The sequence below is a fragment of the Hungatella sp. SB206 genome, from assembly GCF_051132295.1.
In the GTDB taxonomy this organism is placed as follows: Bacteria; Bacillota; Clostridia; order Lachnospirales; family Lachnospiraceae; genus Hungatella; species Hungatella effluvii.
This window is the reverse complement of record NZ_CP096603.1, coordinates 2743366-2767529: the sequence shown is the minus strand read 5'-3', so window position 1 is coordinate 2767529 and position 24164 is coordinate 2743366. Positions and strand designations below refer to the sequence as shown.

Genomic DNA, 24164 nt, shown 5'->3' with positions numbered 1-24164 from the left:
ATAAGAGTATAGCAAAGCTTGTTATAAATAGCAATAAATCAGTGGATTTTGTGGAAACAGAAACTAGAAAAGATCCGGAACAATGCTGTACCGGATCTCCATCTCTCATCACTTTTAAAAGACTATAATTTTAACTTTCTTCCAAATTAAGATAATATTTCATTAATTCTAAGGCGCACTGCTGTTTTCGCATATTGTAATGTCTTAAAATCCGGGACACACGAACGATTATAGAACCTTCGATCCCCTCATCTCTTCCAAATAAAACATAATCGACCGATATATCCAGTACCTCGGAAAGCTGCACCAGGGTATCTATCGACATACCGCAGCTGCCTCTTTCAATATCACCATAATAATGTTCTGCTTTTCCAATTCTGGCTGCAACCTCAGCGCCTGTCAGTCCAAGTTCCTTTCTTCTGGCTCTGATTCGTTTGGACGCCTTTATACGGTTATATCCCATAAAATCAACTAGCCTCCTCATGAAAAATCCTACGGGCATCAAGTATCTTTTTTTCAGTTTACTACTGGTTCTGCGGATATTTTTTAAACAATTTTCACATGTCGTCTGGTCGGTTAAGTACAGTTCTGCTACGTCCGCCATCCCAGTAATTATATTGACCAATGAACGAACGTCACGACTTAATTCCTCCAAAAACTCACCTGTCAATTGCTTCATTTTATCCACTTTTTGGAGTTCAGAATTCACTTTTTCCGTCTTCTGCACCAACTCTTTTTGCGCTTCAAGGGTATCTGTAATATCATAAAACACACTCCATATTATTGGAATGCCTCTGTATTTTTCATTTGAAAACATTCCATTTATCTGAACCCAGGCCACTGCCCCGCGCTTTGACTTCACAGGGCATTCAAAACGGCAGACTGTCTCTTTCCTATTATAGGAGTCCTCAATCACCTTCATAACCCTGTCAAAAGTTTCCCTGTCTTTTTATAATATTCATCAATTTTGTTATGGTATCTATTACTAAATTCATCTTTTGTATAGCCGGTCATCTCATAGGCATATCTGTTGGCCCAAAGAATGGTAAAATGTTTATCCATTAAATGCTTACTGATACCGAAATGCATGCCTTCTATAATTGTATCGAACTCACTCATTTTCTTTATTACACGATTCCCCTTGCCGCATTTCTTTGATTATCTTCCAGTTTAATCTGTGACCTCCACTCTTCCTGAAACGCTTCCAGTTCCCACATTCTTTTTAATGCCCGGCAGATTTCACAAATATTATCCGCCTGTTTATTCCTGCACTTACAACCGGTACAGATCATCATATAGCCCTTCCTCTTTTCTCTTTTTTTCTCTTTACATCTGTGAAACCGGAGTCTGCTTCCGTAATCCTGTTGTCTTCACAGAAGCTGCTTTCCACTTCTTTCAGCATACGGAATAATTCCAGAGCGCTTCGAAAACTGACATACTTTTTACAGGATAGCTGGCAGCGCAGCCTTCCCTGCATAGTCGCATTTCCCCGAAACAGAATCTGTATTTCCAGAGCCTCTCTGGTTACTGCCATCTGTTTCTTTAAAATATCCGACATCTCCTGCCAGCCTCCCTGACCTTTTCTCCCACGCCTTTTTTGTCCGCCTTTTTCTCTTCCTTTTGAAAGTCCGGCATACTGCTCTCTCTTGTCGTCCTGCAAAAAACGGGGTTTCATAGACAGCATGGGAGTTCCCACAGATTCACATATCTCATCTATCTTTAATATCAACTGATCCAGTCCGCAAAACGGGACTGGCTGGTTAAGGCAGCGATTCACAATTACTCCGAATATCCGGTTTTCCGTCTGACCATGGATACAGATCATCATAATACCTGACCAGTCTGTTTTTTCCATTACATGAAGCTGTTCTTCCATATCCCGCCTCTTTGCCATACTTTCACCAAACTGGTCACTGGCTTTATTCTTGTTAGTCATAAACGCTCCTTTCTGGCCGACGGCACTGTTGTTCTCCCCTTCCATTTTACAGTTAGTTTAAAAATGTGCTGTATTGGGGAGTATACTCCATTTCGATTTTGCATACCTTGCTGTTGGCTTTACGGACTGCAATGGTATAGCGGTCCAGTGTATTCTCAACCGGAGTTACGATGTAAATAACATAAAGAGTTGATGAATCGTCTTTCTCATAGCCATCTTCTGATAATATCGTTTCTAAATCGGCCTGGGACATTCCGATCGTGATCCCTTTGGCAATTGTAATCGGCACCTTTGCATCAAACTCATCTGATTTTACTTTTATGACAAAACAATTACGGATTGATGTGGCCTGCTCACTGTAATTGTTGGCAATCACCTTCAGGGTCTGATTGTCTTTCATCAAAGTCACCCAACCATAACTGCAGCCTGCATATCAGAAGAGCCCTCCACAATTTTCCAGCCGTTTGCCTCAAATACGCTGACCGGGGCCGGCAGCCGATACAATGCACCGCTGTAATTGACCGTAAAATCTGCAAATTCATTGCTGACGGCGTCAGGCGCTTCATATCTGCCTACTGCTTCCGGAACTTCCGCACTGACTTCTCCCGGTATAAAATCTTCCGGTTCTGCATAATTTTGTATTTGAATCTTTGACAGCTTTTTTGACTCGCTGTCAATGGAAAATTTTATGGACTGATACATTCCTATATGGTACTCAATACTCGTAAAACCGGAATCGTCCGTATTCTCATAGCCCGGTGTTCCATACGCTGCCCTGATCTCAGCCGCCGTCGATTTTCCGATCTTAATTCCCTTTGCCGTGCCGGCACTTGCCCCGGCTTTATCCAGTTGATAGTTATCTACACTAATGCCGGCTATATAACATTCACTGCGTGGCTTTGCATTGATATCAAAATTTATTATATCAGCATAAACCTCCAGTTCTTCTTTAGCAAACACCCGGGTTCCGGCAATATAACCGGAATCCAGATGCTCTGATTCATCTCCATCGTACACCCATCCGTTTGCTGCAAATTCTGTGTACTTCATTGGAAATTGATATACTTTGCCATTAAGCTTAAGCTGGAAGCTGTAAATATCATCAGACAGAACCGGGGCCGGGGCCATTTTTGTATTTTCTTCTGCTGTATATTCCTCTGTCTCTTTGTCTGCCTCAGCCGTTTTCACCTTATTACTGCACCCATTGATAGAAAACACTGCCAGGATAGCCATAACCACAATAAAGTATGTTTTACTCAACCTTTTATTCTCCTGTTCCTTACTTTCCAGGAATACAGCCCCGGCCCCCTTATGGTGTCTCCCTGATCCACCTTCCGTCTTCATCTACAGGATATCCATCCGGTGTGATTCCTCCTGTATACAATGAGCCATACGGCTGCCCCGCCAGACTTACCGGGCTTAAGAAATACCAGTCATTGCCCAGATTCTGCCAGCCTGTAAGCATTCCGCCGGTAAACTGATTCAGATAATACCACTTTGCATCTTTTGTATCAAAATACCAGCCAATTTTCAGACGGCCATGTTCTGTTCCCTGTTCAGCATTCAGATAAAACCACTGTCCGTCTGTATCCTGATACCAGCCGATATCCATAAAACCTTCTGCATCAAAATGGTAGGTATAAAGCTGAGATGAGTTTCCATACTTTACATTCGCCCATCTGTTTTTAAGCCTCTGTCCGCTGCTTAGGATAAATCCCCAGCGGCCTGCATCTGTACCAGTCTGTTCCCAGTATCCGTCTGTCCCTTCATAATATGTTCTGTAGCTGTTAAAGGTATGGCCGGGACCCACACTTCGTCCGCTGCGTCCTGACCCTGATCCGCCCCCGCTTCCTCCGCCGGAATGATCCGGTGTTTCCGGATTATCGGGTTTCCCCGGCTTGTCCGGATTATCGGGCTCCTCCGGTTCATTGGGATCTCCTCCTGAACTGATGGAGTCCACAACTGCTTTTAATGTCTGATATGCCTGCAGAAGTTCCTCCAAAGTTGGACGGTATACCCGGTTTGCTGTCTCCAGCGCCGCATCCACCGCGTCACTTAATATCTGTCTGTTTTCCTCACTTACCGAGGTATTGTTTTTCAGCGCCTGTGCGGCGGCAATCTGTTCCATCAGCTTCTGCCTTGCCGCCTGCCATTCCGTATCATCAGAGGCCTGATAAAGCACATACAGTGCCTCGGACCTCGTTACCGGAGCAGTAATATCGTATGCAGATGCTGCTGTCTCTGTCTTTCCCAGTCCCTTGTATTCATAAATCAGCCCTGTGACCGGATCTGTGTAATCTTCAAAGATATTCAGGCTTTCGAAAGCTTCCGATTCTTCCAGTGAAGTTCCTGACTTCACTTTAAGTCTGTGGACCGCAGCTCTCCTGCCATCCATGATCTTTATCTCATGGGCCTTTAAATAGGTGAGCAGATAGGTTGCACCCACGCTTGCATCAAAAGCTACAGTTCCGGTAAAAGATTCGGTGCTGTCATTCGGGTCGGGGTCCATCGGGATTTCGGTGCATACCGGCATCCCTTCAGAGTTTTCCACCTTCCAGAGCCTGTAATCCAGATATCCCAGCATGCTACTGTCTATCTCGCTGTATACTCTGATATCCGGTTTTAAATTCCCCGTCCCCGGAAGCGCCTTATTGGTTCCCCCCACTTTTCTTGCCAGTGAAGAGCTTAGTGCCCATGGTATCTTTACATACTCTTCGTCTCCCAGTTCTGCCTTCACGGCATTGGATTCCGAAGCCTTCGGTGCACGCCTGTTAAATTTAACAGTATATTCTACATCAATTCCGTCTGCCATCGCCGTCTGGTCCTCATGATTACCAGTCAGCGTCTGAATCAGAATATCCAGAGCGTTTCCGGATAAATCAAGGGCATTTTTCCCATCCTTAGGGGAATAATCTATCGTGGCATTTCCCGGAGTTGCCGTCGGAGGCGTCTGGTAGACAGCCTGCAGGATGACATTCTGTCCCGGCATAGTCAACGGCTGATTTCGTCTGACCGCGAAAATCTGCGGGCTGCCAATCAGTGTGTTCCACTGCTTAAATGCCTGTCCGTTATGATCCGTGGTCTCTGCATTGATTTTTACCGTATCCCCCTTCTTTACTATCGCGGACACCGCATGTTCTTCCGTCTCAACTACATTGCCATCTCTGATAATTTCATCGATATAGCCGCCGTTAGTCAGAGTTACTGTATAAGTTTCTTCCTCTTCTCCATCATGGATCAGCGATACCTGGGTCCCCATAATCCTGCGTTCTTCCGGCTGCACGGTCTCTCCGACATGCTTTGCTACAACAATATATAACTGATTGGGTTCCAGATTACCAAACACAACTCCGCTTTGCCGGCTTCCGGCAGCAACCCAGCCTTCAGCATCGGCTCCGGGCACGTGAATGACCGTTCCGCCAATATCCAGAATCGCATACAGGGTATCGGGAGCCGCGGGATTCACAGTTAGCCGCATCCGGCCCTCCACAGTGTCCTCTCCCGTCTGGTAATTGCTGCCGAGCGTCGGCACGTTCACCTGGGTTGGTGGTCCGAAATCGGATGGATCTGTATGATCTGGAAGAATGGTTCCGACAGCAGGATTTGCGCCCAAAGCAAGTTCATAAAGATAGTATGATGTGCATGGATACAGTCCATTGAAATCACTGTCCTGCAGCTGCACCCCATTCTTTACTTCCAGCACGCGGTATTCTTCATCTGTCAAAGCGTATCGGCGGCCCACATTTGCACCGGCTGCCGTAATCCTGCCGCTTCCGTCTCCGGCAACGGAGCCTCTCGCGTCCGGCATGGCCAGAATTCCGTCATCTGTCATGTTGGCCGGAACAAATCTTGCCGTATAGTGCTGATTGGCCAGAATTGACTGGCTGTCCTGCACCCGGTTTCCGCCTTCATCAAACCAGCCCGCAAATGTATAATTCTGATCAGGAACCGTTGTTGGCAGCGTCAGATTCGACCAGAGCGTTCCCTTCACAGTATGGATAGAGGTCTGGCCCGAAACAATCCCGTGCGTCCCTGCCCCAAAGGTCAGATCATACCATTCATTCGGATCTTCTGTAAAGTTTGCAAACAGCTTTGTATTGCCTGAAAGCGACAGACTTCCCTCCAGCCGCTCTCCCGTCTTATCGCTTCCATTTGCATTGGCCATATACCAGCCGTCAAACAGATAATGCGGAGACGGTGAAAGTGTAATGCCTGCTGTCAATTCGTCAAGCGTATAGGTTCCATGTTTTTTAAATTTCGGTGATATCTCTCCGGATATAGTGCCGTTAGTTCCGTTATAGTATTCAATTTTGGACCAGTACGTCGTATCGGATAGATTTTCATTGTATGTAATGGTCACTGTGCCTCCCTGCATATCGCTGCTCAGCGTCAGTTTCCCAGTATTGGTATCAAAGCTTCCCTGATTCCCTGTAAAGTGCTCATCCCAGTGAATGTTTGGCGGGTAATCGTAACCGGTCTTTTCCGGCACATCTATCATAACAGGATCCGCCGGGGTAATTTCCCGTATCTCGTCATCTTCCAGAGGATTGCCGTGATTATCCACTCGTTTTACCTGAAGCATGGTACGAAAATCCGGATCAATGTTGTACGTATAGGTAATGGTGACCGGCTGATTCGCCATTTTTCCGGTAAAATGTTTCGCTTCATTGAAGTGCCCCCCTGCATCAGCTGCAGAGTAGATGCCCTGTCCTTCCAAATCCGTCGTCCCTTCAAACCCCGGCTTTAACTGCCCGCCCTGCACGGTGTATGCGTTAATCGCGGCCGGTGCTATATCGATCTCCGCCTCTGCCGGAAATGTATAGGTATCCGGAGTCTTAATCGCAACACCAAAGGCATCTACATACTCGACATTCACCGCAAATTTTTTGGTTGGATCCGGTTCATAGCGGTAAGCCACGGTCAGGTCATCATTCGGCATGCTGCCGCGGACTGCATTCGTTGTGGAGTTGATACCGGCTCCACCGTCAAGAGTTCCGTTACCGCTTGTTTCATCATACTTTCGTACTTTATTATTTTTTATCAGAACTGATTTTAAACGATAACCCGGAATATCTCTCCGGTAAGTTGCGGAGATTGGCGTATTCGCCATTACCTCTCTCATCCAGCCTTCAGATTCATAAAATTTCCAGAGATCAGATGCTGCATCTGATGGCCATGCGCTGGAATCGCTGCCGTCATTGTTATTATCCCTGGCCGTATTTAAATCTCTGTAGTGCATCACCGTAAATTTAAACGGTGTTGTCGCGTTTCCTTTCCACACGGCATTGTACGAACTTACCTCTGTATAGGGAAATGCATACGGCAGAGACAGGATCTTATTCCCCGCCTCATTATACCAGCCGTCAAACGTATATCCAGCCCACTCCACATTAAATTCCGGAAGTTCCGGGCGCTGACCTGAGCCGAAATCGTCTGTTGGAATTCCATCAAAATCACCGGAAGCAGTCAAAGGGTAACCTGCCTGGCCCGTGGCAAAGGATACTCCATTATCCCGTCTCGGCATACCGCTGTAATTGGAGTGAGATAAATTGGGTCCCGCCTGCGGATCAAATTCGATGACAGACTGTTCTCCGTAACTTACCGCATACACCGGGATACCCGGGGCAGCCATGGAAAATACCATGACTGCCGCAAGCGCCCCTGCCAGCTTAGACTTTATGTTAAACTTTCTTCTCATCAAGTTCCTCCTACTGTATCCATGCACCATCGTCACCGACTAAGCAGCCGTCCGGTGTCATTTCATTTTTATACATAGAGCCCAGCGGCTTTCCGTTTCCTCCGCCGTAGTTCCATCTTTCCTTCACCGGGTCATAGGCATATACACCCGCGCCCGCAGTCTCGAAGTAATACCATTTCTCTCCGATCTTTCTCCATCCTGTGGCCATCACTCCGTTTGTCGGTATCAGGTAGTACCAGTTTCCGTCGGCACCGTCATGGCGCCATCCAGTCTGCAGCTTTCCGAAATTACCTTCTTTTTCCGTATTGCAGTAATACCAGTTTCCGCTTTCATCACGAATCCAGCCGGTCTCCATGATTCCTTTATCGTTAAAATGATACCAGCCGGTCCGGTCTGAGATATTACCGCTTCCATCCGCCGGATACTTGATCCATGCCCACATTCCGCTTAGTCTCATACCGCCGTTCAGCATAAAGGCCATCTGGCGCTCGCCGCCTTCCGGGGCGCTCACCTCCACCCAGTTTCCATTGGTTCCTAATGTAAAGCTTTCCTGCCGCTTTGTATTAATCGGATTCTGCTTCGATCCGCTTCCGCTTCCGCCTCCGCCTTTATTCCCGCCTTTATTTCCATTATCCTGGATATCATCGTAATGGTTATAACGGTCGTCAAGGATCTCTTCATACGGCGCCGTCTTCTCTTTCAGTTTATCAAGCGCTTCTTCCAATTGACCGGCTGTCGCCTTCGGATTCTCACGGTCCAGTACCTCCAGGGCTTCCTCTACGGCTTCCTTCAGCCCCTTGCTCTCGCCCTGTTTCAGGAAGTAATCATCTCTGACACGAATTGCTTCTGTAATGGCGTCCTCCAGTTTCTTTCTGGTATCGTCCACCTCTTTTACATTATCTTTGTAATATGCATATACGTATGTTTTCCGTCTGATACTTGCTGATGGGTCAAATTCCTTATAGCGGTCCTGGCTGTAACTCCAGCCCTCATAACGGAACTCCGCCCCGTCCGGATTCACAAAGTATTCCAGCTGCTCCGCAATCTGGCTGTACTCACGGTTATAGGATTCATCCTCCGGCGCCTCATCCCGGCGTACCTTGAATGAATACCGGTACCGGTTCTCAAGCGGCAGCGCCACGTTGTTGATAAAGTACATCCGGTATGCCCGGTTATACACCATCACATAACGGCTTCCCGCATGCGCTGTAAATGCATATAGCCCTCCTGTTTCCTCCGGATTCTGTTCCATCGGCACCAGCACCGCTTCCATCTCTCCGGTTCCCGGATTCTCCGTAATCTCATATAGCTGGTAGTCCAGCATGTCAACGTCGCCTTTTCCCATCTGGATATAAGTGCGGAAAGAAGCTTCCGGTTCAATCTCTCCAGCCACCTTTCTTCCGTTTACATACCGTTCAATCAGTACATCCAGTCCCCAGGCTCCCTTATAGGCTGCTTCATGATCCATTTCATAGTTTCCGGACGCTTTCACCGCATTCGATTCCGACGCTTTCACTGCATTCTTCCTGTATACCACTTTATAGGTAACATCGGCCCGGTTTATCTCCATCAGTTCTTCATCCACCTCTGTTGTCAATTCTTCCTCCAGTCTAGGAATTTCATTTGGATCCAGGGCTGTTTCCTTCCTGTTTCCTCCCCTTACCTCATCAACTACTGCGGCGTTGCTTGGAGAGGCTTTGGGCTGCTTATAGACCGCCGTCAGCACCACATTAGTATCCGGCATGGTAAAGCTGACTTCTCTTCGCGTGGTCTTATCTCCCAGATCTCCGGCCATGCCAATCGTTGTCTCCCAGTGGGAGAATTGTTCTCCGGCATCGTTCACCTCTTCTGCTGTGATCTTTACCCTGTCTCCTTCGTGGGCTTCTTCATATCTTACTACGCCGACAGACTCTGCTCCTACCTGGATGATTTCGCCGTTTTGTGCCTCTACAATGTAGTTTGGAAGCTCCAGTTCTCCGCCCGGATCTGTCGTTATTACACTTCCCCTGTCCTTCAGACCCTCTGCCGTGATGTCTGTCTTTCCCATTGGGCGGGCTACTACCGTGTATTCACGGTTATAGTCCAGGCCGGCAAACGTTAAGGATGCAGGACTTCCAGCGGGTTTCTTAAAATCTCCGTCTCCTGCCCCCGGCGTCTCCACCACATGGCCGTTACGGTCCAGCACCGCGTATTCCGAATCCTGATCTGCCGGCTTTATGATCAGAACAGTCTTTCCTTCTTCATCCTCATCATAAATAATCTGGTAGTTCGTCTCCAGTACCGGAGTCAGTACTTCCGCCGGCGGGCTGAGCGCATCCGCCACATCTCCAATCTGGCCTTCCGGCTGAATCTGCGCCGCGCCGTCTGTTTCGTATACCTTATATTCAGCACCCGGATACAGGTTGTCAAACACCACACGGCCCGTCAATTCATTTCCGCGAATCGTTTCCAGAATTTTTCCTGATGAATCTGTCAGAATATACTGATATCCCGGGGTCGTATTAAATACAGTGATCCGTCCTTTTCCCCGGGTATTTAACCCGGCCGCTGTCTCTGGCTGCGCCACATCCGTCCCGAATATATCCGGATCCGGACGGAACCTGATTGTATATACCTGGCCGTTTACAAGGCCTGTTTCACTGGTCACAGGCGTCTCCCCTGCATACCACCGGTCAGCCAGATAATTCACCTCCGGTACATACTGTGGCAGGCTTCCCGTGATATCACTCCACTTTCTATCATAGGTCGTGTGGAGACTCCGTGTTTCTCCTGCAAGAATACTTCCATGAGCGCCTGCCTCAAAATGGATATCCACCCATTTCGACGGATCTTCTTCAAAGTATGCAGTCAGAACAGTCTCTCCTGTGAAACGGGTTTCTTCATCCAGAAGAGTCTCCCCGTTATCCAGAATTCCATTGTGATTCCCATCCACAAACCAGCCTCCCAAACGATAGTAGTTATCCGCACTGGTTCCCGGCATCAGATGTTTTTCCTTCATTACCCCCAGCGTATAGCCGAATTCTTCTCCCTGCTCCGAACCATTATTGATCAGGGCACTGGCCTTAAAGCTGCCATCTCCCTGCGCCCGAACGTCTGAGGACATACCCTCTCCCGCATTCAGGCTTCCATGGGTTCCTGCAAGATACGTTATATCTGCCCACAACGCCGGTATACGGCTGTGGCGGTAAACCACTGTCTCGCTGTCATTTGGCATGGTTCCTGTAAAGTCATTTCCATTCCAGCTGATCAGGGTTGTTGCCGGACTGATCGATTTCGCTGCCATCTGATAGCCGTATGGCTGCTGGTATGTGACCGGACCCTGGGCACAGGCCAGTCCCACCGCTTCCTCCGCCTGATGCAGATGCACCAGAGGCTCCCGGATATTTTTGAGTCTGTCATCCGAAGTTCCGTTGTCCTGATATTCCATAGTCAGAGGATATCCCTCCTCTGTTGGCTCATAAAGATATGTTATTGTCACCGGCTGATTCGGCATCACTCCACGGAAGACCCGGCTGTCGTCAAAATCTCCCTGAAGTCCGCTGACCAGATGACCGTCTGTATCATCTGCCGCAGATCCGGCATCAATGCGCGCATCCACACATTCATATCCATACTTTGTCACAGGCCGGGCTGTAACCGTTTCTTCCGGATAGTGTCCTGATGTCTGGTCAGCCGAAACCGTAGTGCCTCCCGCCGTCTCATGGCGTACGGTAAGCAGGGACTGAGCGGCCGCATTGCCGTAATCCACCGTATAGCGATACCGCACTGTAGCATCCTGGCCCGGCATAGTTCCCGTAAAAGTACCGTTTGAACCATTAAACTGGCCAATCGGCTGGCTGGTTCCGCTGTAATTAAACTCAGTCGGCGTGGTTCCCGAATCCGCCAGACTCCAGATGTATCCATGTATGTCTTTTTTCCGGGCCTGGATCGCCGCTTCTACGCTGTACGCATTTTCCTCCGTACCAGTCTGAAATACGATATCACCGTTCTGGTTGGAGTATTCCACCGTATAGTTAAACTTTACGCCTGGGTCCGGTTCAAAGACTGCATAGTATGTAACCGGCGTTTCCGGGTACACTGCCGGAAGTCCGGTAATAAAGTCTGGATGCTCCCAGTCATTGACAGTGCTCCAGCCGCGGAAAACGTATCCATAGCGGCTGACGCTTGGCATCAGCGCGTTGATGCTGTTGCCGGCCATTCCCGTCAGGGAAGGAGGCTGCGGAGTTCCCCCGTTTGCTTCAAAATTGATGCTGGAATCTACCTTTCGGTATTCATAGTCTATCGTCACATCCTGGTTAGGCATGGTTCCTGTCACTTTGCCATAATCACTGCCCGGCGTAAGCTGTGCCTGCAGCAGAGCCGACAATCCCTGTTCAATGGAAATGCCTGCCAGCTCATAGCCGGTCACTTCAGGCGGCACAGACAGATTCACACTTTCTCCCGACCCATACGTTACCGCCGGGATTGCAGGTGCACCGGAGATTCCGCCTCCTGTATTTGCATCTTTGATAAAAAATGTAATCTGATAGCCATTTTTCTTCAGCACCGTATTTCTGTCATGATTTGCGCCGGCTCCTGTCAGACCGGCCGTGCCGGAGGTAACATACAGTCCGGTTCCTTCACTTCCCGCCCTGTCAGCAGAAAAATTATCCACGAATGGACTTGGCGATATATCAACCGCACTGCCTGCCAAAGGTACTGCCACTTTTATCTCCTGGGAGTCCTGTGTCGATGTTCCATTCGCCGAGGCGTCCGGCAGCTGCGCGGTCGTAATGCCAATCGCCGAAGCGTCCAGATCCCCTGCAACCGTCATATACTTTCCGGCAGGCAGATATACGTTTGCCTTCTCACCGCTGCTCAGCGTATTTCCTTCAATTGTAACCAGGTTTTGTACCGTAAACTTTCCCGTACTGTCGAAATTAACCGCACCTCTGTCGCCTGATATATTACCGGTAACTGTTCCGTAGTTCATTTCCAGATTCGCGCTTCCTGATATCTGGATCGCGCTTCCTGTCCCATTTGCTTTTACCTGGTTATTCTGGAGAGCGGCTCCGCTCATGATACCGATCGTTCCGCTGTCCGCAGAAAGGATAGGGGCAGTATTGCCTGCGGCTCCTTCCCGGTTTCCATCCAGCACCAGATTGCTGAAACGCATGGTCCCCCCATTTGTACGAAACATGGGCCCCGATACCAGTCCCGCATTTCTGCGAACCGTTATAATATCATCAATGGGAGTACCCGTACGGCTGTAATCGGAACTCATAAAAGTAATATTGGCACCGGAAGGAACCGTGACGGCAGAGGTCAGTTCACCATAATCCTGTATATAGACATAACCGACATTGCTGCCAATCTTATTAATGGCCGCTTCCAGCGTCTTAAGGGGCGTATCGTAAGCGCCAATGCTGTTATCGTTTCCATAGGCTGCCGATACGTAGTAAGACGGACCTCTGGCTCCAAATGCTACCCTTCTGACTGCTGTCTCGTACGGTCTTAAGGGAATTGTCCAGGAATAGGCCAGTTCGGAATCCACCCTCGAAACACTGTGAGGCCCATCCGTATAATAATTATTGCTCCTGGTGTTGTATTTTCCTACCCACTTTGTAGTCGGTTCTGTCAGTCCCAGACTGTCGTCATTATAAATACAGTCAAATGTCTGCTGCGTCTGTTCATTAACCATATGAAACCCGCGGCTGTTTGCAGTCAGAGTGGAGGCATCAGCCGGATCACCGGCGCCGGCGCCGCTTCTTCCACCTACCTGTACATCGGTAGCGCTGGCAATCTGAACCGGGTTATCTTTATTTGTCTTGTTATAGACGATATAATCGACCATGATCCATTTCTGATCCAGGCTGGGATATACCTTCATCTGCATTTCGACTCCCAGATCGTCGAAGGTCTGCACTCCGCCATTGGTCGGGATTCTTACCTCTTTCCTTCCTGCCGATTCGCCCAGTTTCTGTATAACCGTTTCATAGCCCCCATGACTGTACGTCGTTATAACGGAGGCCAGCCTGTCTCCCGTATAAGGGTTTTCTGCTCCAATCAGCGAGGCGTCTTCTATACCTTCAATATCAAAGCGGCCCGTACTTTTCTGATTCCATTTATAAGCAGTTGTCAGTCCGCCGCCATTGCTTTTCATCCCCTGTGCCGGTTGAAGTTCCGTTCCCGCCGCCAAGGCAGTTATGGTCAGCCCAGGTACCGGCGGCAGAAAAGCAAGGGCAACGGCAAGCAGGGATGCAGTTCCTTTTTTTATAATTCTCCGCAGCTTCAATCCCTTCACCGCAGAATTACCTTTTTGAATTTTATCCATTGTCCTAAACCTCTTTCTATTCAAAATTCAGCCGTTCCTCATCAGGCAGATTATCCAGAACCGCATCCGAATCATAATTTACGATCAGGCCGCCAGAGTACTTGTCCTCTTTGCTGCTTTGATCATAATGATAGAAACCCGGTCCTTCGTCTCCATTGTACCACCTCGGCTTATCATCATCTTCTACTCTGGCTGCGAATCTGCCGTTTAAAAGAATCAGCCACCCGCCTTCTTTGTCCTTTATGACCTTTTTATCTCCCGACATAATTTTGCCATTAGTTCCAACGACACGGTAAGTCTCTCCGTCCTCCTGAACCACACCGTAACCGTATTCCGGATCTGCTTCCAGTCTCAGACCATTAATATAAAAGGAGTTCTTCGTTTTACGAAGTTTATTCCGGCTGCCGTACGCAATGCCGTTGCTTCCAAAACCAAAGGTATAAATCCCATCATCCAGTTCCACCTTTACTTCTGCGCCGGTCTGCATGGAACCGTCATTGAGTTCATCCGGAGAAAACAGGTATAAATCTGCCTTCTCCAGACCGTAAAGATCACCATTGATAAAACTCTCCGCAGTCCAGTCATTCGTATCATAAGAGGCTACAAAAGCGTCCCTCCCGTCAAACAGCACAAATCCGGTGCGCATTCTTCCTAATCCGTCAAATGCATAATACCTGTCATAGACCTTCCTGATCTGGTTCCGGTACACCTCTCCCTTCTGGTCCGTATGCCACCAGCTGTACTCTCCATCGCTGTAATCCTGTTCATCCAGATTTTCCGAAGGACACATCCAGAACCACGCATTCTTTAAGAGCCGTCCGCCGTCATAGCTGGCAAAGTATTTAGCGGACTCCGAGCTCGTGGGATTACTTCTGTCTGCGTTGCTTACACTGGCCACCTGACTCCACCATGGAAGCATGATTCCGTATTCATCAAACCCGTAAGTATTGCCATCGATGGTCTTCTGCTTAATTCTGTCACCATTGCTTTTCAGCTTTTTGAAATTACTGTCAAAATACAGCCACACCTCTTTATACTCGCTGTAATTCCGTCCGGTAATGCTGCTCTCCAGCCCGTCGGCAGCTCCCAGCGTCACAGAACCGTAATCCATCCAGACATTACTATACAGTGCTCCATCTTCTCCCGCATAGTATAGGCCGTCAACCAGTGGATTGTCATCTTCCGTCAGAGATTCTCCTGACTCATTAATCCAGCCGGTAAGCATCTTTCCTTTCTCGTCGAATACGTATGTCTTTCCGCCAATTACACGCTTAAAACCACTGGTTCTCCGATACGCTTTTCCATTATCTCCAAAATAATACCAGCCATCTGCATATCCCTCCGGTTCCCTTCCTTCCGACCAGACCCAGTTGTTTTGAACCCTTCTTCCATCCAAATCTGCATAGTACAGTCCATTTCCCAGTTCAATGAAGCTGTCTCTCACCATTCTTCCTTCTGAATCCAGATAAAACCATGAATCCTTTGACTGTTTCCATACCTCGGTCACCGGCTGGTCACTCTTATCCAGATACATCCATTCCCCGCTGTCATTGGTCCAGCCCTCCACCGCATACACAGTTTTCATCTGAGTCTCTGACAGGAGTATTGCCGACAATACAAACACGGCAGCCGTAACTGTAAATTTCCTTTTTTTCATCCTGTTATCCTTCCAATCCAATTCAATAAATTATCTATCAAAACCCCTTTATAGGGACTGTTTTAAATATACAGTCATTTTCTGACGTCCAAACTCAATTGCCTCTTCATGAGTTGCAAAAAAAATATCAATACTTTTTCCCTTAATCGCCTGCCCCACATCTTCCACATGGTAAGTCACACCATTGATCACTATACTGCTTCCCAGGGGAATCACTTCAGGATCCGCCGCAACCGTATATTCAGGCTTTGGTACGGTTTCCATCTTTGTCAGTTTAACAGCTTTTGTTCCGCAGCAGATATCGCATCCGCAATAGCCGGTCATCTCAAATTCACCTAAATTGACCATTTCTTCCATATCAGCACGGCTCTCCGGGAGAGGTGCCTTCGCCACCTCCGTTTCAGGCAGTTCCACAAGCGCGGCGCTCTCCGCCGTTTCATCTATGCTGCCGGGAGCTTCAGCACTCTCCAGAACCTCTGTAAGCGGCGGTACCTGAATATAATCCTGTCTGGAAGCGCCTTCCGAAACGAAAGAATAAGCCTTTGCTGCTGCAAGCATCGTAAAACCGGCTACTGTCAAAATTTTAATGACTTTTCTTTGGAGCTGCCGCCGTCTTTCTGCTCTGCGGAATTCGGTCATCCGATGATACTTCCGCAATGCACCCCCGGAGCCAGTTCGGCTGCTTTTGCCGGTTCTCACAATAGCCCCCTGTGCATGGGATCTGCCTCCATTTCTTCTTCTGGCACCAGCTTCCAACGGCGTTCGCCCAGGCCCCTGTCCCACGTAATATCGCAATAGTTCCACCTCCCATCAATTTGAACCCGGTTCCATGCGTGGTTCCCTCCATAGACCGGTTCACAGATAAGCCCCGACATTCTGCACAGTGTCAGGTAAGCAGAGACATAGCCCCAGCATACGGAACGCCCTTCAATAACAGCTTCATAGACGGTTTTCTTCTTAAGCTCCGAGTCATATTCCACATTGCTGTAGACCCATTCATAAAAAAAAGACGCTTTTTCTCTTTCGCCCATTCCAGCCCCTGCTTCCGCGATTTCCCTCAGTCTTGCTTCCACCTGCCTGTGCTGTGCGGCGGCCCGGCCGGGATCATCACACTGTACATAGACAGTACTCTCATTCCCACTCTCACCTGCCGCTATATTTATCTTCTGTTTTCCCAGATAAATATAACGGTAAAAATAGCGGCCAAAGGATACGGCCTCCTCCACCGTATTGAATATAATCCCGGTGTCTTTCCAGACGGAAAAATCAGCTTCCTCTTTCATTTGGTCCAGCAGCTTCTCTCCACAGACCTCATACTCAGGTATTCTGCCGGTCATATCCTCGGCGGATTGGCCTATTTGCCCCAAGACACGCTCCGATGCCTGGGTATCTTCCATTGTGCTCATTCCACAAGCCGGCGGACTCCAGGCAGCAGTCAGACAGAACGAAAACAACAGCAGCAAACATGGTTCACGGATTCCTGTCATGTATGGTTTCCTCCTTTTACAACCGAATATCTATTTTGTTGTAAAAAAACGGGGGGAAAACGTTAGATTGGGATACTGGTGAAAATTACCGGATATGCTCTCTTAATATGCGCGTTTTTAAAGCAGGTCGAATTTTATTTTTAAAATTTGATCTGCTTTTTGTGTCGAAAAATAGAAAAAAAAGAAGAAATATATAGATTTTAAAAAAAATATGTAGTATAATCGATTTAAATTTAATTTTGATATTATATTTTTACAACAAAATAGATATTCTGTTGTATGCGGTTACCAACAGTCCCAGATTCTCCAGCTGCATCCGGTGACGGTTCCCGCTTTCTCTCGTATAAATCCGTGTCGTATTCACGTCGCTGTGTCCCAAAATATCTGCCAGCTTTGATATATCTTTTTCAGCCGCATAGTATGTTTTGGCAAAAAGGTGTCTTAAGTTATGGGGAAATATCTTGTCTTTTTCCACTCCTGCCTCTGCTCCAAGAGCTTTCATTTCCCTCCAGATATTGCTGCGGTCCAGCGCATTTCCGTTTCTTGTAATAAAGATCGTCCCCTCCGTGATCCCCCGGCGTTTTGCATACTCAAGCAGCATGACACAGAGCTGCTTTGTCAAAAGTACTGTGCGCACTCTTCCTTTACAGTCAACTTCTGCTTTTCCTTTCTGTACGGCTTCAACCGTCACATATACAAGTTCGGATATACGGATTCCGCTGGAACAGATCGTCTGAATTAAAAGTGAAAGCCTTTCATTTCCTCTGTTTATCGCGGCTTCTACCAGTCTCTGATACTCTTCCTTCGACAGTTCCCGGCTCTCCTGACAGAATGGACTTACACCGATTTTTATAAATCTGACGCCGCAGTCCTCCCAACGGTAAAATTTAAAGTAACCGTTAATCGCTGATAAAGCTCCATTCACCGTGACAGGTGCAAAACGGCTTCTCAAATAATGCTTCCACATAAGAACAATTCCCTGGTCAACATTTCTTTCCCTCGTATAATTACGGAACTGCAGCAGATAATACCGGTATTTTTCTATAGTTCCTTCACTTTTTTCGCAATTGGACAGCCATTCACAGTATTTGCGGATGCTCTCTTCTGTGACGATTCTCCACTTCTTTTCTTCTAATCTTCTCATGATAACCTCCTATAAGCGGACATAATTTCTTTTAGTTTATCCAAATACAAACAAGGCATTCAAATATCCGCTGTACCCGGATACTTAAATGCCTTGTTCCTTTTCTGTTGCATATATTTCATAATAATCAACTCATTTATGTATATATTTAGAGTTTTTATGTTTTTAGCCACATTTATGTTATTCGCTCAGCATCACTTTTAATATGAGTATAGCAAAGCTTGATACAAATAGCAACAAATCATCGGATTTTGTAGAAAACAGGAACAGAAAATGTTATATTATAATAATACATGACAGGAGGGAACGAAATGATTGCAGACAAGGGTATGGAACTGCATCAGGCAATATACAAATTTTACCTCACACAGATTCAATTTGGTTACTACAGGTATGGAGAAAAGCTGCCTGCACTGGAGGAAGCATGCAGGCAATTTCATACATCTCTGGATACGGTGAATCCCGCATATCACCGGCTGCGGCAGGAAGGATACATCTCTCTATCCAAAAAAGCCGGGGCAAAAGTAACCGTAAAATTTGCACCGGAAGAAATCGAACAGCATATACAGACTTTCTATGCAGAACGCAGAGAGTCCTTATTTGATTTGAGCAGCAGCATATGGCCACTGTTGGGACAGGCCCAATGCTATGCGTTGAAATATGGAGCACTGACTTGGAAAGACCAGGTTTACTCAGCTGACAGCGGGCATTTGCAGAGCCTGTATGGAATTTGGAAACTTCTGGACCGCAAATATGATGTTCTGGGAAATGAACTTTTCATGCGGCTTACCAGATATCTTTATCTGTACTTTTACGGTTCTTTCTGTAATGTGATTGATAACAGGCAGCTAAAAGAAAAAACCTTCAGACAGATACAGACGGCGGCGGCCCTGTGCCTTGAAGGTAACTGGAGTGAACTTCCCGAGACCCTGCGCGTGATTCAGGCTGAATTCTCAAGAACATTACATAGTTTTTATAAAGAACGAATTTCCACGTACAGTGTCACTTTCCCTGATAAACAGCCGCAAGGCTTAGAAAACGCCTTTCGCTGGGATGCCTATGAAAGATCGGCACAGCTGCGCTACTCCCTTGCAATGGAACTTTTAACAGAGATCGGCCGGGGGACTTATCCGGTTGGAAGCTATCTGCCGTCAGCTGAACGCCTCTCTGCAGAAAAGAGTGTTTCCGTGAGTACGGTCCGTCGGGCAATCTGCCTGTTAAACAGCATCGGAGCAGTCAAATCCTCCAGGCCTCTTGGAGCTCGTGTGCTGCCGTTTTCCCAGGGTGCAGAAAACTGTGATTTTACACATCCGGACCTTCGTCGACGGCTTTTGGACCTTGCTGAAAGCCTTCAGATCTTTGCCTTATCCGGAAAAGCTGTATCTGATTTCACACTCGCCGCTATGGATGACACCGCACTTTGCCAGTGGCTGCAATACCTTCATGAGTTAAAACGCCGGGAACACTGTGAAAGAGTGATCTATGTTTCCCTGTTCCAGATATCCGTCCATGCCCCTTGTCAGACTCTTCGCACCATTTATTCAGAACTGCTCCGTCTCCTCTTTTGGGGATATCCCCTTGAAAGAATAATCAGAACGAAAGAGGAGGCTGATATATTTTTCACTCCGTTTATTGAACATATGATCACCTCACTGGAGCAGAAGGAGTTCCACAGTTTTTCCTCCGACCTGGAATTTCTGCTACTCCATGAGCTGCGGAAAATCGTGGACGTCCTGCCAGAGCTCGGTATTCATGAGGCTGAAAAACTCCTGATTCCTGATTTAAATGAATTTTAAAGGCAGCTTAAAGCTGATCCGTACTCTGTGAAGTAATGACTTGATATAATCAGTTTTATGACTTCACCATATCTCTAACGAGATAGCAAATCCCCGGTTCAAATTCCTTGAACCGGGGTATGTCAGCCACACATTGCCAACTTCTGCCTTACAGATTATCTCTATATCAGACCATGCTCCATACAATAGTAATAAATTCCATCGTTTTCCACATTAGCGCAAACGCCATCCGCCACTGCTTTTAAATCCTTTGATGCATTACCCATTGCGATCCCCGTGCCTGCGGCCTGAAGCATCTCAATATCATTATTTCCATCTCCAAACGCAAGTGCTTCTGATTTATCCAAATGATAATATTTAAGGATTTTATCTATCCCAATCCCTTTACTGCTGCTTGTCGGAATAATATCAACAGCTCTATCCCACCAGGCAGTAATTTTAGCGTGGCTAATATTTTTCATTAATTCTGGATAATCTTTTTTATGACAGCCCGCCAACACTTGATATATATCATTATTATTTAGCACATCGTCAAAATTATCATCAATTATCACTTCAAGATTTGCAAAGGAGTGGTATTCCACTAAGTCTTCGTCTTTCCCGTTCGAAACCAGTTTTTCTTTTGTTGCAATTGATACCGGTCTGTTAATTGAAGCCGCATTTGAAATAATTTTTTTTACATCATCGGTTGGAATTGGATTGCTGAATATGGATTGCTGTCTGTTAAAACAATAGGAACCATTAAATGTGAGAAACACATCAAATTCCATACCTTTGAACTGTGGCAGCCCCAAAGGACTTCTCCCTGTCGCAACACCAAGAATAATATTCTTTTCTTTTAGCCGTATCAATGTATCAAGCGTCTTTTCTGATATACGCTTCTTCTTCATGTCAATCAGTGTTCCATCTATATCAAAGAAAATAATCTTTGTAATATCCATATATTTCCGCTGCGCCTCCATATTATTGAATATATTACAGCACAAATGCCTTCTAAGTAAATATTTTTTCCAGCGTAACAAGTACACCATCTTCTTCATTTGAAGGGCACACATATTTTGCCGCATTTTTTACATTTTCAGAAGCGTTCTCCATCGCATAGCTGTGACCGCAATAGTTCAGCATTTCAATATCGTTCCCTCCATCCCCAAAGGCAGCACACTGCTCCGGAGTGATACCCCAGCGCTCCACAAGCCGTTTAAGGCCGGATGCCTTATGACAGCCGGGCATGATTAAATCGATCGATCCATGGCCGCTGGTTGTAGGTTCCACTTTCCCTTTCAGTCTTTTGCATAACAGGTCGTAGTAAAAATATGTTTTTTCTTCCAGGACGGTAGGCGCAAATTTCAGTATTTGGTCCTTTACCGTTTTTAAATCGTCTGTCCACTTCAAGCGATGATAATAGATATTTGTAAGTTCAAAAAACTCCTGGCTTACCGTTCCATGCTGGCAGTATGCGCTGTCCACTCCGCATAAAACATTTAATATTTCGGGATATTCTCTGCATATATCAATAACAAAATCTACTGTTTCTTTTGGCATATTCGCAGTAAAAACAAGTTCCTTCCGGTCTTTTACAAAAGCTCCATTTTCCGCTACAAAGGATAATTCATCATAATATCCCGGAAACAGATCTCTTAGCTGATAATATTGATTTCCACTCGCTACGACAAAATTACAGCCGGCATCTTTCATACGGGATAAAATGGTTTGAAACCGCGTAATATCATAAGTATAATCCGACCGGACAAACGTACCGTCTATATCAACAGCAACCAGTTTAATATTATTTTTCATATTCCCACCCACCTGACTTTCTAATATCTCAACTTGTTTAAACATGTTTCTTGATTTTGTTATAACATACTTGCTAAAACATGTCAATCATTTTTCGCAAAAGTTGTTTAAACAAGTTATTGACATTTATACGCTCACTTTCTATAATATATTGTAACAGTTTAGACGGTTGGAAAATAGAATCGAGGTGAATCGCAATGCCAAAAGCAATATACGAAACGATTTATAAAGACTTAAAACAGAAAATTGAAAACGATATTTTCACTTATCAAGAACTTTTACCCTCAGAAAACACACTGATCCAAACCTATCACTGCTCCCGCAATACTCTGCGCCGGGCAGTCAGTTGTCTGGTAAATGATGGTTACGTACAAACCATACAGGGAAAAGGCGTCCGTAATATCTACCGGCCTATAGCGCAAACCGCATTTACCATCGGAGAGATAGAAAGCTTCCGGGAATCTGCTGTGCGAAACGGTCACCAGCCCATTACGAAGGCCCTTTTGTTTACTGAGTTCGCGATCAGTGAGAAGCAGGCTCAATATACGGGATTTCCCGTTGGAGCAGATATCTACTATATCCAGCGCCTGCACTATTTAGATGGTATGCCGGTGATCCTAAATCATAATTATTTTTTAAAAGAGGCTATCCCCGGCCTCACAAAAGAAATCGCGGAAAATTCCATTTATCAATATCTGGAGCAGACGCTGCATATGACGATCGTAAACAGCAAGCGGATTATGACTGTAGAAAAGATGACGCAGATTGATGAAAAATACTTAAAGATGAATTGTGATAATTATAACTGTCTGGCGGTAGTCAGCAGTCAGACCTATAACAGTGACGGCGTGATGTTTGAATATACCCAGTCCCGGCACCGGCCGGATTATTTCCGTTTTTATGACAATGCAGTAAGAAAATAAATCTGATTTCAGTTAGAATACACGGAGAATTTTATCATGCAGAAAAAGCTTACGGCCGGCAGCCCTTCCTTTCATCAGACCATGGAATGGATAAAAAACATTACCCGGGATATCTAATCCCGGGATTTTGCTCACATATTTTTCATTGTATACATATTTCTGTCCGCTTCCTGAATCAATTTTTCTATATCGGACTGATCTTCCGGAAATCTTGAATAGCCGCAGCTGATACCAGGATACAGTACAATATCTGCTACTGCGTAGGGCCTGGAAATCCGCTCCACAATCCGCCTGATCAGAGCGTCATAAAAATCGCCGGAATTTGTATCCATAACTACGATACAAAATTCATCTCCGCCTATGCGGAACAGAATATCTTCTTTTTTAAGGCAGTCTCCGATTCGTGCCGCTACCTCCACGAGAAGCTTATCTCCCGTATCATGTCCATACTGGTCATTGACTTCCTTAAATTTATTCAGATCCAGATAAAGAACTCCAAATGACTGTCTGCATTCGTATAACTGCTTGATTGTTGTCATAAAATACCGGACATTATATAAACCTGTGAGCGGATCTGTATTGGCCAGTTCCGTCATCTTCTTTTTCTGCTGCACGATCGTAAGCCCTCCATAGGTCAGCAATAGAAGCAGCGTATTGAGGATCAGGGCTACCATACTTTCCAAAACAATGTTTTTCCATGAAACCCATCCGATTTTAGGACGAAGACTTAAATACCAGGTTCCGTTTGGAACAGTAATCTCACCCTCTACAGCATCCTGCATATCGCTTTCTGTGTTACTGGAAATGATTTGGACTTCCTCATTTTCAGGCCTTACTCTGTATATTCGATAGGAATATCCCTGATCTGATAAACTTTCCAGTTCTGCTTTATTAAATATTTCCGGTACGTTCAGTACAACCACACTGAACCCCCAAAAGGTACCCTCCTGATGCCTGTTCTCCAAATAAATAGGATTTCTGGCCACCAGACCAAGGCCCCCCTGGGAAAGTTCATACGGTCCTGCCAAAGTCATCTTTCCGGTATCTCTGGCATACATGGCTTCCGATCTTCTGTCCGGATGATCAAAAAGGCTGCCGAATGCACTTTCGTTGCCTTCCAATGGATAAACATAGGTCACGTTTCCATCCGGCGCCAGCTGTAAACAACGGATTGCGGGATCATTTTCATATAAACGCTCAGCTATCATTTCAAAATCTGTAACCGTACCATGGTTATTAACTATAATCATTTCAAGTATTTCTGTATTTAACAAACGGGAATCAATCGCATATTGAACCTTGCTGATTTCACTGGCCATTATATATTCTGCCTGCACAATATTTCTCTTTTTCTCAGCTTTTGACAGCATAAAAATGATAAGAACCGATAGCAGAAGAAGTATTAAAAATATG

Annotated in this window: 16 protein-coding genes; 2 read left to right on the top strand and 14 right to left on the bottom strand. The window is 46.2% G+C overall.

Annotation, left to right across the window (positions count from 1 at the left end):
* Nucleotides 1-130: 130 nt before the first annotated feature.
* The 11 genes from M1L66_RS12025 to M1L66_RS11975 form a co-directional block, all read right to left on the bottom strand.
* Complete coding sequence (locus M1L66_RS12025) at nucleotides 131-922, bottom strand: helix-turn-helix domain-containing protein (protein ID WP_434693163.1); 792 nt, start codon at nucleotides 920-922, stop codon at nucleotides 131-133.
* A 205-nt stretch (nucleotides 923-1127) separates the two neighbouring features.
* On the bottom strand, nucleotides 1128-1295 hold the full coding sequence (locus M1L66_RS12020; protein ID WP_187021073.1) for a hypothetical protein: 168 nt from the start codon (nucleotides 1293-1295) through the stop codon (nucleotides 1128-1130).
* A complete protein-coding gene (locus M1L66_RS12015; RefSeq protein WP_434693160.1) occupies nucleotides 1292-1936 on the bottom strand; it encodes a tungsten formylmethanofuran dehydrogenase in 645 nt (214 codons plus the stop codon). Before M1L66_RS12015 ends, M1L66_RS12020 begins: the two co-directional genes overlap by 4 nt.
* A 52-nt stretch (nucleotides 1937-1988) precedes the next feature.
* Nucleotides 1989-2336 carry a hypothetical protein gene (locus M1L66_RS12010; RefSeq protein ID WP_434693157.1) on the bottom strand — a complete coding sequence of 116 codons (348 nt, stop codon included), beginning with the start codon at nucleotides 2334-2336 and terminating at the stop codon, nucleotides 1989-1991.
* Nucleotides 2337-2341: 5 nt separating this feature from the next.
* Nucleotides 2342-3196, bottom strand: coding sequence for a hypothetical protein (locus M1L66_RS12005; protein ID WP_434693154.1), 855 nt, complete (start codon nucleotides 3194-3196; stop codon nucleotides 2342-2344).
* Nucleotides 3197-3245: 49 nt separating this feature from the next.
* Complete coding sequence (locus M1L66_RS12000; RefSeq protein WP_434693152.1) at nucleotides 3246-7634, bottom strand: N-acetylmuramoyl-L-alanine amidase family protein; 4389 nt, start codon at nucleotides 7632-7634, stop codon at nucleotides 3246-3248.
* 10 nt (nucleotides 7635-7644) lie between these two features.
* On the bottom strand, nucleotides 7645-13947 hold the full coding sequence (locus M1L66_RS11995) for an InlB B-repeat-containing protein (RefSeq protein ID WP_434693150.1): 6303 nt from the start codon (nucleotides 13945-13947) through the stop codon (nucleotides 7645-7647).
* 16 nt (nucleotides 13948-13963) lie between these two features.
* Nucleotides 13964-15604, bottom strand: coding sequence for a cell surface protein (locus tag M1L66_RS11990; RefSeq protein ID WP_187021081.1), 1641 nt, complete (start codon nucleotides 15602-15604; stop codon nucleotides 13964-13966).
* A 48-nt stretch (nucleotides 15605-15652) separates the two neighbouring features.
* Complete coding sequence (locus M1L66_RS11985) at nucleotides 15653-16162, bottom strand: 3D domain-containing protein (RefSeq protein WP_243270218.1); 510 nt, start codon at nucleotides 16160-16162, stop codon at nucleotides 15653-15655.
* Nucleotides 16163-16299: 137 nt separating this feature from the next.
* Nucleotides 16300-17091 carry a transglutaminase domain-containing protein gene (locus M1L66_RS11980; RefSeq protein WP_187021083.1) on the bottom strand — a complete coding sequence of 264 codons (792 nt, stop codon included), beginning with the start codon at nucleotides 17089-17091 and terminating at the stop codon, nucleotides 16300-16302.
* Nucleotides 17092-17344: 253 nt separating this feature from the next.
* On the bottom strand, nucleotides 17345-18235 hold the full coding sequence (locus M1L66_RS11975) for a tyrosine-type recombinase/integrase (protein WP_434693147.1): 891 nt from the start codon (nucleotides 18233-18235) through the stop codon (nucleotides 17345-17347).
* 311 nt (nucleotides 18236-18546) lie between these two features.
* On the opposite strand from M1L66_RS11975, the gene M1L66_RS11970 reads away from it, so the two are divergent.
* A complete protein-coding gene (locus tag M1L66_RS11970; protein ID WP_434693145.1) occupies nucleotides 18547-20031 on the top strand; it encodes a GntR family transcriptional regulator in 1485 nt (494 codons plus the stop codon).
* Nucleotides 20032-20192: 161 nt separating this feature from the next.
* Here the strand turns inward: M1L66_RS11970 and M1L66_RS11965 are convergent, their stop codons facing one another.
* A complete protein-coding gene (locus M1L66_RS11965; RefSeq protein ID WP_434693143.1) occupies nucleotides 20193-20972 on the bottom strand; it encodes a Cof-type HAD-IIB family hydrolase in 780 nt (259 codons plus the stop codon).
* A 52-nt stretch (nucleotides 20973-21024) separates the two neighbouring features.
* On the bottom strand, nucleotides 21025-21915 hold the full coding sequence (locus M1L66_RS11960; protein WP_434693140.1) for a Cof-type HAD-IIB family hydrolase: 891 nt from the start codon (nucleotides 21913-21915) through the stop codon (nucleotides 21025-21027).
* A 110-nt stretch (nucleotides 21916-22025) separates the two neighbouring features.
* Between M1L66_RS11960 and treR the strand changes: the two genes are divergently transcribed.
* A complete protein-coding gene (gene treR, locus M1L66_RS11955; protein ID WP_434693138.1) occupies nucleotides 22026-22751 on the top strand; it encodes a trehalose operon repressor in 726 nt (241 codons plus the stop codon).
* 131 nt (nucleotides 22752-22882) lie between these two features.
* On the opposite strand, the gene M1L66_RS11950 is transcribed toward treR, so the two are convergent.
* A complete protein-coding gene (locus M1L66_RS11950) occupies nucleotides 22883-24088 on the bottom strand; it encodes a diguanylate cyclase domain-containing protein (RefSeq protein WP_434693135.1) in 1206 nt (401 codons plus the stop codon).
* Nucleotides 24089-24164 lie beyond the last annotated feature (76 nt).

Bases quoted from the DNA above. Each gene is read 5' to 3' on its own strand.
- M1L66_RS11990 (WP_187021081.1), bottom strand. From the start codon at position 15,604: ATGAAAAAAAGGAAATTTACAGTTACGGCTGCCGTGTTTGTATTGTCG.
- M1L66_RS11965 (WP_434693143.1), bottom strand. From the start codon at position 20,972: ATGGATATTACAAAGATTATTTTCTTTGATATAGATGGAACACTGATT.
- M1L66_RS12010 (WP_434693157.1), bottom strand. From the start codon at position 2,336: ATGAAAGACAATCAGACCCTGAAGGTGATTGCCAACAATTACAGTGAG.
- M1L66_RS11975 (WP_434693147.1), bottom strand. From the start codon at position 18,235: ATGAGAAGATTAGAAGAAAAGAAGTGGAGAATCGTCACAGAAGAGAGC.
- M1L66_RS12015 (WP_434693160.1), bottom strand. From the start codon at position 1,936: ATGACTAACAAGAATAAAGCCAGTGACCAGTTTGGTGAAAGTATGGCA.
- M1L66_RS12025 (WP_434693163.1), bottom strand. From the start codon at position 922: ATGAAGGTGATTGAGGACTCCTATAATAGGAAAGAGACAGTCTGCCGT.
- M1L66_RS11985 (WP_243270218.1), bottom strand. From the start codon at position 16,162: ATGCTTGCAGCAGCAAAGGCTTATTCTTTCGTTTCGGAAGGCGCTTCC.
- M1L66_RS12000 (WP_434693152.1), bottom strand. From the start codon at position 7,634: ATGAGAAGAAAGTTTAACATAAAGTCTAAGCTGGCAGGGGCGCTTGCG.
- treR (WP_434693138.1), top strand. From the start codon at position 22,026: ATGCCAAAAGCAATATACGAAACGATTTATAAAGACTTAAAACAGAAA.
- M1L66_RS11970 (WP_434693145.1), top strand. From the start codon at position 18,547: ATGATTGCAGACAAGGGTATGGAACTGCATCAGGCAATATACAAATTT.
- M1L66_RS12020 (WP_187021073.1), bottom strand. From the start codon at position 1,295: ATGATGATCTGTACCGGTTGTAAGTGCAGGAATAAACAGGCGGATAAT.
- M1L66_RS11995 (WP_434693150.1), bottom strand. From the start codon at position 13,947: ATGGATAAAATTCAAAAAGGTAATTCTGCGGTGAAGGGATTGAAGCTG.
- M1L66_RS11980 (WP_187021083.1), bottom strand. From the start codon at position 17,091: ATGACAGGAATCCGTGAACCATGTTTGCTGCTGTTGTTTTCGTTCTGT.